Consider the following 13007-nt stretch of genomic DNA (forward strand, 5'->3'; position numbering starts at 1 on the left):
TGACAAGTTGTTGCTTCCACAGTCATTCACCTCTGCCCTTTATATCGGACGCATTTTTGATTTGTTTAGCGTCCGGAACAGGCAAACGGCAGAAACTTGTTCCACCCCAGCCTGACGCAAGGTGAGCGCCGCTTGATGCAACGTCGTCCCGGTCGTATAGACGTCATCGACGAGGACAATTTTGCCACAGCGCGGTAACCGCTGTACAGTGAACGGGTTCGCACGGTGCCGCCTTTCTTCTTTCCCAAGTTCGCGCTGACTTGAAACCTCGGCTTTCACGAGCGTCCGTTCCATCGGTCCGATCAATCGGGCGAGCACCTCGGCCTGATTGAAACGCCGCGTCCGTAACCGCTCCTCGCTGAGCGGGATCGGCACGTAGACGACGTCTGGTTCTCGCAGCTGCCTTAGTACCGGGCGCATCTGATTGGCCAGGACGACGTCACCGCCGAACTTGTAGCGGTGGAGCCAGTTCACACCCGCCTCGTCATATAGGTAGAGCGAGCGCACGGTCAAATCGAGACCGAGGGCAAGCCACCGGACGCAATCGTCGCATGTCGCCCCGTCCTCGGTCGGATGGCCGCAGCGCGGGCAGCCCGCGACGAGCGGCGTCAACATCCCCTCACAGTCCGGACAGACCCAGTCCCGTTTTAAGAGCGTCGCCGGGCTCCACGGAATAGCGAACGGTTTCCGGCAGACGAGACAGTTCATCGCCGGTTCGCCTCTTCAATCTCGCGGATAGCCCGGTCTTGCCGGAACGTGCGCTCGTGGTAGAAGAAGACGACGTCCCCGGTCGGCGCGGTCGGTTTCCGACCGGCCCGACCCGCCATCTGGACGAGGGCACGGGACGAGAACAAGGCGTGGCTGCTGTCAAGGACGGCGACGTTGACCCCGGTCACGGTCATGCCCCGCTCCCAAATCGACGTCGCGAGCACGATTCCGTTCGTCGCTTCGAGCCATTCGAGTGTATCCGTCCGCTCGTCCGTATCGGCCGAGACGGCTTTGCAGGGGAAGCCGTTTGTCTCAAGCAGCTCCCTGTATCGGGCAAGATCCGGCTTCGTCGGGACGAACAACAGGCGCGGCGTCGACTCATGACGCTGACAGAAGTCGAGGATGGCCTGCCCCGTCTCACGCACGAGTCGCGGCACCGGCAAGTCGTGGCCGTGATAGCGACGCGATAGCTGCACGGTCGGGAACTGGCGCTGCCAGACGGTCGGCGTCGCCGTCACGAACAAAAATAGACCTTTTCCGGCTCGGCGGAGCGTCCACCAAAGTGCCAGATCGAAGGCGAACGGGAAGGCATCAGACTCATCGACGAGGACGTAATCGAACACATATCGTAAGTTCACGAGCAGCGGCGCCGTCGCGACAGTGACCATCCCAATCGTGTCCTTGTCCCCGCCCCCGTAGCGCCGGGTGACCGGGACGGAGAAGGCGGCCTCGAGCCGGTCGACCCATTCGATGGCGACGTCACGGCGCGGCGAGACGATGAGGACACGCTTCCCTTCATTGACGACGCGCGCGATGACCGGGAATGTCATCTCCGTCTTCCCGGCTCCGCAGACGGCATGGACGAGCCCGCTCGTCCGAGATTCCCACCAGGTGAGCAACTGCCGGCTGATGTGTTGCTGGTCGGTCGACAGCTCGAACGGCATGACGAGTTCCGTCGGTTCGACCGGTGTCGTGATGTCTTCTTCCCCGAGACGGTCGCACTGACAGACACGGCCGAGATGGAGGCAATTCCGGCAATAGCGGCACGCACCGTGGTGGCACGTGAACGAGCGGGTGTCCGCGCTCAGACAGCGTTGACAGATGCCGAAGCGGATGGCGGGCGTGCCGGTCGGAGCGATGATGAGTTGTCCCAATACAATCAGTCCTTTTTGAATGAGGATATCATGTGAGAAGCCGTCGGACATGAGGCGTTGTCAGCATGTAGCGGCACCATTCCCGTATGGAACCTGAGCCAATTGCGACTTACGACCGAGGCGAACGGTGCAACATCTCTTTTATACTAAGCGTAGTCCAATAATTGGAAAGCAGGTGTCCGATGCACAAACGACCGCTTCATAACGTCTTGACCGTACTCGGAATGATGGCCGTGTTCTGTCTCGGTTGGTGGGTGTGGTATGTGCTGAACGGCAGTGAGGCGGCCGAACAACGAGCCGTCCGAGCAGCCGAAACGTATGTCGACAAGACGTATCCCGAGATGGAACTCGTCGTGACCGACGTGACGTACTTATCCCTGTACGATGCGAAGTATTACGTCTTGTTCGCGTCCCCGTCCCATGTCGAAGCTGAGTTGTGGGTGCGCGTCACTCGAGCCGGAGACGTCGTGGACGACAATATCGGGGATGTCGCGAACGTCTCACGGTCATTGGACCGACGCGACGCCTTCGACTAACACCTATAATCAAAAAACTCGCCAGACGATTTCGTCTGGCGAGTTTTTCTCGTTATGCATTCCGTTTGTAGAACATGATCGCCTCATACGCCCGGAGCGACAACGTCGTCCCGTCGATCTGCGGCACGTCATAGTTGTGGCTGACGACCTCGGCCTGCGAGAAACCTGCCGGGATCTCATACGTCGTCTCAGGGCCGTAGAAGTTGGCGACGACGAGCACTTCCTCGTCTTCCGTCTTCCGCGTGTACGCCCAGACGTCGAGCGCGTCCGGTGAGAGGAGCGTATAGTCCCCGTCCGTCAACACGTCGAACTCTTTGCGGAGCGAGATCAAGTTCTTGTAGTGGTAGAACACCGAGTTCGGGTCGTCGAGCGCCGTCTCGACGTTGACGTCCGTATAGTTCGGCGCCACATTGATCCACGGCGTCCCGCTCGTGAAGCCGGCGTGCGGCGTCGCGTCCCACTGCATCGGCGTCCGCGAGTTGTCGCGCGACTTCTGTTTGATGGCGGCCATCATGTCCTCGTGCGACACGCCCTGTTCGCGTTTCAAGTTATAGGCGTTGAGCGTCTCGATGTCACGATACTCGTCGAGCGAGTCGAAGCCTGGGTTCGTCATGCCGATCTCCTCGCCTTGATAGATGTACGGTGTCCCTTGGAGGCCATGGAGCACGGTCGCGAGCATCTTCGCGCTCTCGACGCGATGGTCGGTGTCGTTGCCGAACCGGCTGACGACGCGCGGCTGGTCATGGTTGCACCAGAAGATAGCGTTCCAGCCCTTGCCGTGCATCCCTTCCTGCCACGTCGACATGATGTCTTTCAGTTGGATGAAGTCGAACGGGGCGGCGACGAACTTCTCGCCGTTCGGATAGTCGACTTTCAAGTGATGGAAGCTGAACGTCATGCTGAGCTCGCGCTCGTCCGGGCTCGAGTAGCGGACGCAGTGGTCGAGCGTCGTCGATGACATCTCGCCGACCGTGATGACGTCGTGGCCGTCGAACACCTCGCGGTTCATCTCTTTCAAATATTCATGGATGCGCGGCCCGTCCGTATAGAACTTGCGGCCGTCCGAGTCGTCTTCCGGGAAGTCCTGCTGCTTCGAGATCAAGTTGATGACGTCGAGGCGGAACCCTTTGATGCCTTTGTCACGCCAAAAGCGCATCATTTCATAGACGTCCTCGCGCATCTGCTCGTTCTCCCAGTTGAGGTCGGCCTGGGTCACGTCGAACAAGTGGAGATAATATTGGCCGCTCTTCTCATCATACTTCCAGGCGTTGCCGCCGAACTTCGACTCCCAGTTCGTCGGTTCGTCGCGCCAGATGTAATAGTCGCGGTAGCGCTCGTCGCCGGCGAGCGACTTTTGGAACCACTCATGCTCGGTCGACGAGTGGTTGACGACGATGTCCATCATGAGCCCGATGCCGCGCGCCTCGGCCTCACGGACGAGCTCATCGAGGTCATCCATCGTCCCGTAGGATGGGTCGATCGCATAGTAGTCGCTGACGTCATAGCCGTTGTCGTTTTGCGGCGACTTGTACACCGGGGTCATCCAGATGTATTCGATGCCGAGCTCGGCCAAGTAATCGAGCTTCGCCGTCACCCCTTTGATGGAGCCGGTGGCATTGCCTTCCGGGCTATAGAAGCTTTTCGGATAGATTTGATAGACGACAGATTTGCGCCAATTTGGTTGTGTCATAGGTGTAGTCTCCTTTTGTAAGAGTTTTCATTTGTACAGGAAAAGGGGAAGAACCTCCGTCCCTCCCCTTGTCCGTGATTTTCTTATGCTACTTTGTTTTGTTCGATTTCACCCTTCTTCATGTAACGCTTCGACAAGACGAGCGTCAACACGAACGGAATGACGAGGGCGATGACCATCCCGACGATGAAGATGAGAATCTTATCGGTGAAGATTGACAGGAATCCAGGAAGACCCCCGACCCCGACAGCGAACGCTTGGACGTCGTTCAATGTGATGAACACCGCCGCGACGGCCGATCCAATCATCGCTGAGTAGAATGGGAACTTGTTCGGCAAGTTCACCCCGAACATGGCCGGCTCGGTGATCCCGAAGAAGGCCGAGATCGATGACGTCGACGCCATGCTCTTTTGTTTGGCGTCGTGTTTGAACACGAGGAACATCGCGAGTGCGGCTGCACCTTGGGCGATGTTCGACAAGGCGAGCATCGGCCAGAGGAACGTCCCGTTCGTCTCCGCGATGAGCTGCAAGTCGATGGCGAGGAACAAGTGGTGCATTCCCGTGACGACGAGCGGTGCGTAAAGCAGACCGAACAGGAGTGCCCCGACGACCGGTACCGCTTCGAACACGTTGACAATTCCCGTCGCAATCACGTTACCGAGGCCGCGTGTGAGCGGTCCGACGATTGAGAGGGCGAGGAAACCGGTGATGACGATTGTCGTGATCGGCACAACGAGCAATTGAATCGCGTTCGGGACGTGTTTTTTCAAAAACATCTCAATATGGCTCAAAATAAAGGCCGCTGCCAAAATCGGAAGAATCTGACCTTGATAGCCGACTTTCTCGATTTCGAACAAGCCGAGGATGTTGAACGTCGGAACTTCGCCTTCAAGCGCCGCTTGTCCGTAGCCCCATGCGTTCAAGAGGTCCGGGTGGACGAGCAAGAGACCCATGACAATCCCGAGCACTTCGCTGCCGCCGAACCGTTTCGTCGCCGACCAACCGACAAGCGCCGGGAGGAAGACGAACGCCGTGTTCGCCATCATGTTGACGAGGTCCCATAACCCTTGCAGGTTCGGATACTCCTCAATCAGCGTCGCGCCTTCGACGAACAGTCCTTCTGAGGCGAGCAAGTTGTTAATCCCCATCAAGAGACCGGCGACGATGATGGCCGGGATGATCGGCATGAACACGTCCGAGAACACTTTGACGAGTTTCTGGAGCGGGTTCATCTTCTTGCCGCCGGACGATTTGACCTCGGCGACCGTCGCTGCTTCAAGCCCGGCGAGTTTGATGAATTCGGCGTAGACGCGTTCGACGTCACCGGCCCCGATGACGACTTGATAGACACCCGAGTTTTCGAATGCCCCTTTGACGAGATCAGCTTCTTTCACTTTTGCTTCATTGACGAGCGACTGGTCTTTCAACGAAAGACGGAGCCGCGTGACACAGTGTGCCGCTTTGTCGACGTTATCCTTGCCCCCGATGGCTTCAAGGATATCCGCGGCGATTTGACGATAATCTGCCTTCATATTTCTTGGCCTCCTTTGTTTGAAAGCGTTTGTTGAAAACGGTTACTTATGAGTACAAACAAAGTTTAATTTATATAGACGAGTTCTGTCAACAACTTATCTATATAAGTTATGCGTGACAAATTCGTGACAGGCGTTCACTATTTTTGTTCCCTCTCCCCTCGATTCAAAACGAAAAAAAGACCCCTTCGAAAGAAGGAGCGCTAGCGGCGAGCCACGTCACTGAACTGAAACTTGTCGAGCCGGTGCCGGGACTCGGTATACTCGAACTGTCTGCCCTCATAGAGGAACGTGTCGTTCGTGATGACGATGACGTACTCGTAATCGTGGAGGTCGAGCCGCATCCGGTCGAGCTCGGTCACATCCTCGGCCGCGATTTTCCGCTTGGCGTAACTGATCTGGAGCCCGAGCTCATGCTCGACGTACTCATAGATCGAGCGGGCGGCGATCTCTTCCGTCAGCCCAGGAACGAGGTCTTTGACGAAATAGTTCACGTCTAGGATGACGTCCTCCCCGTCGAAGTTTCGGACCCGTTCGATCCGGTACATCCGCGTCCCCGGCTCCAGGTTCATCCGGTCGGCGAGCCAAGTCGGCGCCTCGATGTCCTCGAACGAGGCGACCGACGTCTGGATCGAGCGGCCGAGCAAGGAAGCGTACACTTCCGAGAAGCTGACGATGCCGTTGAATTGGAATTCGATTTGGTCGCGCCGGAGCACGAAGACGCCTTTCCCGTGATGCTTCCGGACGTACCCGTGCTCTTGGAGCAGGTCGAGCGCTTTCCGGACCGTGCCTCGGCTCGCCTCATACTCATGCATGAGCTCGGTCTCGGATGGCAGCTTCGACTCAGCCGCATATTCCCCGGTCTTCATCCGCTCGGCGAGGCGCTCATAGATTTGACGATATTTGGCCACAGGCTCACTCCTCTCTATCGAAAAAGACGACCGGATGGCCGTCTTTTATTTACCACTCGCGGCGATACCACGTGATGCCGATTGCACCAGGTCCAAGGTGTGTCCCGATGACCGGTCCGAAATGACCGCCCGTGACATGGGCCTGTGGGAATTTCTGTTTCATCGATGCGATCTCCTCGGCCTGACGGTCCGGGCAGTTGGCGTGGATGATGCCGATACAGTAGCCTGCACCGTCGCCCTCGATCGATTGTTCCATCATCTCTTCGATGCGGCGGACCGCCTTCTTGTACGTCCGAATCTTTTCGAACGGGACGATCAACCGGTCTTGGAAATGCAACACCGGCTTGATTTGAAGGAACGATCCGACGAGCGCCTGTGCCGCGCTGAGTCGTCCGCCTCGTTGGAGATGATCGAGGTCATCGACGACAAAGTACGCGCGAATCAACTCGCGCATCTTTTCAAGGTGAGCCATGATCTCCTGTGCCGACGCGCCTGCGTCACGCAGATGAATCGCTTCTTCGACGAGGAACGCTTGAGGCATACATGAGATCTCCGAATCGAACGCGTGGACGTTGACGTCGACCATACCGTTCAAGGCGATCATCGACTGGTACGTGCCGCTGATTCCGCTCGAGAGGGTGATCGCGATCACATCCGTCACCTCGTCCGGCAAACGTTCAATCAATTCGATCGTTTCCCCGATGCTCGGTTGGGAAGTCGTCGGCAAGTTCCCTGCCTCGATCCGGTCATAAAACGCCTCGGTCGTGATGTCGACGGCTTCGCGGAATGACTCCCCGTCAAAGATCACGCTGAGCGGGGCGACGTGGATGTCGTGCCGCTCACAAAATTCGGCCGGCAAATAAGCAGTACTGTCGGTCAAAATGGCTATGTTTCCCATGCTATATCCTCACTTTACATCGTTTCGTTTTCCAATTGAATGTGGATTCCATTCCATATTGTAGCATAAAAACGATGTATTGCATCGGTAGAGGTCAAATCTCAACCCATCCGCGGCGGATGGCATCGACGACGGCTTGCGTCCGGTCGTTCACTTCCATCTTGCGAAGCACCGACGAGACGTGGTTCTTGACCGTCTTCTCGCTGATGAACAACATGTCGCTGATGTCACGGTTCGAGCGGCCCTCGGCGAGCAAGTGCAACACTTCGACTTCACGACGCGACAACAATTGGTAGACCGGATCGTCCGTGCGGTTCTCGACGTTACGGCCGGCCTGTTCGCCTTTGAATTGGAGCAAGCGACGGTATTCCTTCAAGACGTTCGTCGTCACTTTCGGGTGCAGGTACGCCCCGTCTTTCGCGACCGAACGGACGGCCGAGATGAGCTCGGTCGAAGCCACTTCTTTGAGCAGGAAGCCCGATGCGCCCGCTTCGAGCGCGTGCGTGATGTACGACTCGTCGTCGTGGATCGACAGGATGAGGACACGCGTATCCGGTGACAGCACCGACAACTGTTTCGTCGCCTCGATCCCGTTCAGTTCAGGCATGTTGATATCGAGAATCAAGATTTCCGGCTTGTGGTCCGCGGCGATGCGAATCGCCTCGGTGCCGGTCCGCCCTTCGGCGACGACCGTGAATTCGTCCTCTAAATCAAAGATCCGTTTCAAGCCTTCTCGAAACAGCTCATGGTCATCCACGATTGCGATACGTGTTTGTAATTGTTCCATCTGGATACTCCCCCTTGTTCTTGTCTTACGTGATTGGAATCGACATGCGGACGACCGTCCCTTTGCCGACTTCCGAATCAATGGTCATGCTTCCGTTCACAAGCTCAATCCGTTCCCGCATCCCAACGATCCCGAACGACTCCTCGCCAATCGTGCTCGGCACGAATCCGACCCCATGGTCCCGTACATGAATATGTATCGCGTCGTGCGCTTGCTCGACGTTGACGATGATCTCCGCCGTCTTCGAGTGTTTGATCGCGTTTTGGACGGCCTCTTGGACGAGCCGGAACACGTTGATCTCCAGTTTTTCAGGCAATCTGGCCCGAGACCCCCGGTAGTTGAGCCGTGTCTTGATGGTTGTATATTCCTCGGTCTGGTGGAGGTATCGTTCGAGCGTCGGCAAGAAGCCGAGGTCGTCAAGTGACATCGGACGAAGGTCGTAGATGAGCCGCCGGACGTCGACGAGTGCGCCGCGGATGAGGCGTTTCAGCTCGTGCAGTTCGGCGAACGCCTCGTCTTTCCCGCGCTTGTCGAACGTCTTCTCGATCAAATCGGCTCGAATCAAAATATGAGCAAGCGATTGCGCCGGTCCGTCGTGCATCTCACGGGCGAGGTGGCGCCGTTCCCGTTCGGCCGCCTCGAAGACGCTGATCGCCATTTCTTGTTTCTTCATCATGTCCGAGTACTCTTGTTGCAGGTCGTCCCGAAGGAAGTTCAGCACGACGGAGACACGGCTGACGAGTTTGTCGGCCCGTTCGATCGTGTCCTCGAGGACGAGCAGGCGGCGTTCGAGGTCGTTGCGACGCTGTTGGCCGGCCATCTCTTCTTTTTGGATGAGAAAGCGCTCGAGCTGCATTTGATTGGCGCGTTCGTACGCCTCTCGAATCTCTTGCTCGCTATGTATATGAAACTTCTTGCTCACTTGGACGAGTTTGTTCTTCGCCGCTTTCACGAGCAGGTCGAGTCGTTCCGACTCCTCGATATAAAACTCGATCTTTTGCGTCAACTCTTTCAGTTCGTTTTGAATCAACGAATACTCGTTGGCCGAACTCTCGGTAATCCGGACGATCTCCTCTTTACTTTCCGTCACCGTATCAATCATATTTGTTATGATATGTTCTAAAGCTGTACGATCGGTAATATGATTCACGATGCCATCCCCTAATAATTCGGTAGTAAGTCTTCATCTATTCCTATTATCGACTGCGGAACGTTCGTTTACAGTAAAAAATGGAGGCTCTCCTTCCCATTCGCCGCACCAGGCGTTGACGCCTACTTGAATTTTAAAAAAAATATTCAAAAATAGAAAGGAGAATTTTCAGAAATGTCTACTGAACAAAATTATACTATAAAACAAGACGGAGAATACGAGGTCGTCATTCAAAAGTCAAAATTTATCGCCCACTTCAAACGGGTCACCTCTGAAGCAGAGGCGCAGGCGTTCATCCAAGCCATCAAGAAAGCGCATTGGAGCGCCACTCACAACTGTTCGGCCTATATCATCGGCGAGCGGAACGAGTTCCAAAAAGCGAACGATGACGGCGAGCCGAGCGGGACGGCCGGGCTGCCGATGCTCGAGGTGCTCCGGAAACGCGAGTTGAAAGACACGGTCGTCGTCGTCACCCGCTACTTCGGCGGCATCAAGCTCGGTGGCGGCGGACTGATCCGCGCATACGGCGGCACGGTGAGCGAAGGTCTCGACGCGATCGGCATCGTCGAGCGCATCCCGATGCAACGCTTGACGCTCACGGTCGATTACGGCTGGATTGGCAAGGTCGAGAACGAACTGCGGCAATCATCGTACCTCCTCGACGACATCGTCTACGCGGACACCGTCACGTTCCACATCTCGGTGCCGGTCGAAGAGACCGAGGCCGCGATGGCATGGCTCGTCGATTTGACGAACGGACAAGGGGGACTCGAGACCCAGGACCAACGCATCATCGAACGTGATTTTGTGCGGTAGGTCACGTATACTAAAGGAAACGAATGAAATGAGGAGACGACATGGAACAAGACTCCCGCAAGAAACGCCCCGTGTGGAAGATCGTCCTGCTCGTGCTCGGCCTCGTCCTGTTGATTGGCGGGTCGGCCTTCGGCTACTTCGTCTTTAAGGCGAACGAGACGGCGGAGAACACGAACAGCGAGCTGACACGAGGTGACAAGTCGGACCGTCGGGAAGAGACGGTCGACCTGACGAAAGATCACTTCTCCATCCTACTCGCCGGCGTCGATGGCGGCGCCTCGCTCGAGGAAGGACGGACCGACTCGCTCATGGTGGCGACGTTCAACAAGGAATCGCGCCAAGTGACGCTCGTCAGCATCCCGCGCGACTCATACGTCGACATCATGACGACGGACGGCGAGTTCAAAGACAAGATCAACCACGCCTACGCCTACGGCGGCATCGACACGACGATCGCGACGGTCGAGAAGCTGTTCGACATCCCGATCGACTACTACGCGACGATCAACTTTGACGGCATCGAGGATCTCGTCGATGCGGTCGGCGGCGTCGAGGTCGATGTGCTCGTCCCAATCTCGGGCCGGGCGACCGGTAACGTCGAGCTCGAACCCGGCGTCCAAATGTTAGATGGAAAAGAAGCACTCGCCTACGCGCGCATGCGCAAGGACGACCCCGAGGGTGACGTCGGACGGGCGAAACGTCAACAGCAGGTGCTCGAGGCCATCATCAACGAGGCGACGACGATCAATTCGTTCACGAAGCTCAACCGGATCATGAATGCGGTCGGCGATAACATCCGAACGAATATGTCCTTGTCCGAGGCGTCACAGCTGCAGCCGTATACGAAGTCGCTCCGCTCGTTCAACCAAGAGACGCTCGCAGGCGGTGACTTGACGCTCGGCGGTGTGTATTACTACGAACTCGACCCGGCCGATTTGAGCGAGAAACGCACGCTCTTGAAGAGCGAGCTCGGCCTGCCGGTGACGGAGGAAGACAGTGACAACGGAACCGGCGACGGCTTGAATGAAACGGAAGACGGTTTCAGCGAGACGACGACGTACTGATACCAAAAAACGACCGGGGACGCGTGTCCCCGGTCGTTTTCATATGGTCAAATCAGGCCTTCGGCCGGCCGAGCAGGCGTCGTGATGTCTGGATGATCGGCTTATAGTTCGGATGGATCAACTCGGTCGATTCGACGATCAGCTCGATGACGATGAGCACGATGACGAACGTGATGACCGCCCCGAGCATCGTCGTCTTGGCGAACAGAATCGAGGCGATACCGAAGAAGAATGTCATCCCGTACATGAGCAGAACGGCCTGCCGTGTCGTGAAGCCCATGTCGATCAACTGGTGATGCATGTGCGACTTATCAGGCGACATCGGCGGACGGCCTTGCACGAGCCGGCGGACGATCGCGAAGATCGTGTCCGAGATCGGCAGTCCGAGCAAGAGCACCGGCACGACGAGCGAGAACAGCGTTACGTTCTTGAACCCGATCAAGGAGAACACGGCGAGCATATAGCCGAGGAAGAGCGCCCCCGTGTCCCCCATGAAGATCTTCGCCGGATAGAAGTTATGGACGAGAAAACCGAGCGTGCTCGCGAGGAGCAACAACGCCATCATCGTCAAATAGACGTTGCCTTGGATGATGGCGAGCAAGGAAATCGTCCCGAGGGCGATGCTCGAGACGCCTGCGGCGAGACCGTCGAGACCGTCGATCAAGTTGATCGCGTTCGTGATCCCAATCAACCAGAGCACCGTCACCGGGATGCTCCATGAACCGAGATAGAGCTGCTGGTCGAACGGGAGGTTAATCAATTCGATGCGCATACCGGCGTTCAAGACGATGACCGTCGCGATCATCTGCCCCATCAGCTTGACGCGGGCCGTCAACTGGAACCGGTCATCGATGAAGCCGGTCAAGATGATGACGACCGCCCCAATCAAGATGGCATCGTTATATCGACTCGTCGGCAGCAACAAGGCGTAGCCGATGAAAAAAGCGATGAAGATGGCGAGGCCGCCGATCCGTGGCATCGTCCGTAAATGTACTTTTCGAGCGTTCGGGTGATCGACCGCTCCGATCAGAAAAGCAAACCGGCGAACGAGCGGCGTGATCAAGATGGCCATCACAAAACTGACCAACATGGCAATCCATAGCATGGGCCAACGTTCCTCTCTCATAAAAAAATAGACTCTGGCGAATTATAGCATATTTCCCGTGAGGCGAGACGTATCAGAAATGTTACAACGAAAAAATCCCGACGAGGTCGTCTCGTCGGGTCACGTTCAGGCGTGGGCCGGATGCGTCGTCACTTCATCCGTGGCCTCGTATGTATACAAGCCGCGGCCAATCTTTTTGATGTCAGGATTGACCGATTCGATTTTCACCATCAATTGGTAAATATTACTAATATGATGCCGATAGCGCAATTCGAGCTCCATCTGGATGTCCCGCACGCTCATCGTTTTCCGTTCTTTCAACAGGTCTGTTACCTGATGGACGTAGACCTCGAGCGGATAACGTTGATTGACGCGACGCGGGCGCAGTCGTTTCGCCGGATCGAGGAGTGATTCCTCTTCGCGCTTGTTTCGGTTCAACTCTGAAATCAAGTATTCCGCCCGACGCTGCAACTGACGATACGACTCTTCGATTTCCATCAGTTCCCGATAGATATTCTCATTGACGTCCGTAGATTCCATGCACAAGTCCTCCTCTACACTTAATTGATGTTCCCCATTACCCAATTTCATCAATTATTGCCAGTTATTACTTATTCCCAATTAAAAGTGTAACGTTTTTGTAATGTGCTTGTCAT

At 56.3% G+C, this 13007-nt stretch carries 13 protein-coding genes; 3 read left to right on the plus strand and 10 right to left on the minus strand.

All coding sequences use genetic code 11. The annotated features are described in order from the left end of the window. Positions 1 to 39: 39 nt before the first annotated feature. Both KNP74_RS03590 and KNP74_RS03595 read right to left on the minus strand, forming a co-directional pair. The gene (locus tag KNP74_RS03590) at positions 40 to 708 is read right to left on the minus strand and encodes a ComFC family protein (RefSeq protein ID WP_214763395.1); all 669 of its coding nucleotides are present in this window, start codon (positions 706 to 708) and stop codon (positions 40 to 42) included. Continuing rightward, the gene (locus KNP74_RS03595) at positions 705 to 1862 is read right to left on the minus strand and encodes a helicase-related protein (protein ID WP_214763396.1); all 1158 of its coding nucleotides are present in this window, start codon (positions 1860 to 1862) and stop codon (positions 705 to 707) included. Before KNP74_RS03595 ends, KNP74_RS03590 begins: the two co-directional genes overlap by 4 nt. 182 nt (positions 1863 to 2044) lie before the next feature. On the opposite strand from KNP74_RS03595, the gene KNP74_RS03600 reads away from it, so the two are divergent. Further along, positions 2045 to 2398 (plus strand): hypothetical protein, encoded by a 354-nt coding sequence (locus KNP74_RS03600; protein WP_214711615.1) that lies wholly within the window; start codon positions 2045 to 2047, stop codon positions 2396 to 2398. Between the two features lie 52 nt (positions 2399 to 2450). Here KNP74_RS03600 and treC read toward each other — a convergent pair whose 3' ends face one another. From treC to KNP74_RS15080, 6 genes are all read right to left on the minus strand, one after another. Further along, positions 2451 to 4088, minus strand: a complete 1638-nt coding sequence (gene treC / locus KNP74_RS03605; RefSeq protein WP_214763399.1) for an alpha,alpha-phosphotrehalase — start codon at positions 4086 to 4088, stop codon at positions 2451 to 2453. Between the two features lie 83 nt (positions 4089 to 4171). Further along, a complete protein-coding gene (treP, locus tag KNP74_RS03610; RefSeq protein WP_214763400.1) occupies positions 4172 to 5620 on the minus strand; it encodes a PTS system trehalose-specific EIIBC component in 1449 nt (482 codons plus the stop codon). 203 nt (positions 5621 to 5823) lie between these two features. Next, a complete protein-coding gene (treR, locus tag KNP74_RS03615) occupies positions 5824 to 6489 on the minus strand; it encodes a trehalose operon repressor (RefSeq protein ID WP_052090231.1) in 666 nt (221 codons plus the stop codon). 91 nt (positions 6490 to 6580) lie between these two features. After that, positions 6581 to 7429, minus strand: a complete 849-nt coding sequence (locus tag KNP74_RS03620) for a DegV family protein (protein WP_034778644.1) — start codon at positions 7427 to 7429, stop codon at positions 6581 to 6583. Between the two features lie 94 nt (positions 7430 to 7523). Beyond that, on the minus strand, positions 7524 to 8216 hold the full coding sequence (locus KNP74_RS03625) for a response regulator transcription factor (protein ID WP_214763402.1): 693 nt from the start codon (positions 8214 to 8216) through the stop codon (positions 7524 to 7526). Between the two features lie 25 nt (positions 8217 to 8241). Next, positions 8242 to 9366: a sensor histidine kinase gene (locus KNP74_RS15080; protein WP_200881489.1), complete on the minus strand. Its 1125-nt coding sequence runs from the start codon at positions 9364 to 9366 to the stop codon at positions 8242 to 8244. Positions 9367 to 9540: 174 nt separating this feature from the next. On the opposite strand from KNP74_RS15080, the gene KNP74_RS03635 reads away from it, so the two are divergent. Both KNP74_RS03635 and KNP74_RS03640 read left to right on the plus strand, forming a co-directional pair. Continuing rightward, positions 9541 to 10182, plus strand: coding sequence for a YigZ family protein (locus KNP74_RS03635; RefSeq protein WP_214763404.1), 642 nt, complete (start codon positions 9541 to 9543; stop codon positions 10180 to 10182). 41 nt (positions 10183 to 10223) lie between these two features. Continuing rightward, the gene (locus KNP74_RS03640) at positions 10224 to 11246 is read left to right on the plus strand and encodes an LCP family protein (RefSeq protein ID WP_214763405.1); all 1023 of its coding nucleotides are present in this window, start codon (positions 10224 to 10226) and stop codon (positions 11244 to 11246) included. A gap of 52 nt (positions 11247 to 11298) precedes the next feature. Here the strand turns inward: KNP74_RS03640 and KNP74_RS03645 are convergent, their stop codons facing one another. Continuing rightward, on the minus strand, positions 11299 to 12351 hold the full coding sequence (locus KNP74_RS03645) for a glycosyltransferase family 4 protein (RefSeq protein WP_034778651.1): 1053 nt from the start codon (positions 12349 to 12351) through the stop codon (positions 11299 to 11301). 126 nt (positions 12352 to 12477) lie between these two features. After that, the gene (locus KNP74_RS03650; protein ID WP_034778654.1) at positions 12478 to 12891 is read right to left on the minus strand and encodes a Rok-like winged helix domain-containing protein; all 414 of its coding nucleotides are present in this window, start codon (positions 12889 to 12891) and stop codon (positions 12478 to 12480) included. Positions 12892 to 13007 lie beyond the last annotated feature (116 nt).

This window comes from Exiguobacterium sp. s141, assembly GCF_018618085.1.
GTDB classification, from domain to species: Bacteria; Bacillota; Bacilli; order Exiguobacteriales; family Exiguobacteriaceae; genus Exiguobacterium; species Exiguobacterium mexicanum_A.

Excerpts from the sequence above, each read along its gene's own strand:
- treR (WP_052090231.1), bottom strand. The coding sequence starts at position 6,489 with ATGAAGACCGGGGAATATGCGGCTGAGTCGAAGCTGCCATCCGAGACC.
- KNP74_RS03650 (WP_034778654.1), bottom strand. The coding sequence starts at position 12,891 with ATGGAATCTACGGACGTCAATGAGAATATCTATCGGGAACTGATGGAA.
- KNP74_RS03635 (WP_214763404.1), top strand. The coding sequence starts at position 9,541 with ATGTCTACTGAACAAAATTATACTATAAAACAAGACGGAGAATACGAG.
- KNP74_RS03640 (WP_214763405.1), top strand. The coding sequence starts at position 10,224 with ATGGAACAAGACTCCCGCAAGAAACGCCCCGTGTGGAAGATCGTCCTG.
- KNP74_RS03645 (WP_034778651.1), bottom strand. The coding sequence starts at position 12,351 with ATGCTATGGATTGCCATGTTGGTCAGTTTTGTGATGGCCATCTTGATC.
- treC (WP_214763399.1), bottom strand. The coding sequence starts at position 4,088 with ATGACACAACCAAATTGGCGCAAATCTGTCGTCTATCAAATCTATCCG.
- KNP74_RS03620 (WP_034778644.1), bottom strand. The coding sequence starts at position 7,429 with ATGGGAAACATAGCCATTTTGACCGACAGTACTGCTTATTTGCCGGCC.
- KNP74_RS03600 (WP_214711615.1), top strand. The coding sequence starts at position 2,045 with ATGCACAAACGACCGCTTCATAACGTCTTGACCGTACTCGGAATGATG.
- KNP74_RS03590 (WP_214763395.1), bottom strand. The coding sequence starts at position 708 with ATGAACTGTCTCGTCTGCCGGAAACCGTTCGCTATTCCGTGGAGCCCG.
- KNP74_RS03625 (WP_214763402.1), bottom strand. The coding sequence starts at position 8,216 with ATGGAACAATTACAAACACGTATCGCAATCGTGGATGACCATGAGCTG.
- treP (WP_214763400.1), bottom strand. The coding sequence starts at position 5,620 with ATGAAGGCAGATTATCGTCAAATCGCCGCGGATATCCTTGAAGCCATC.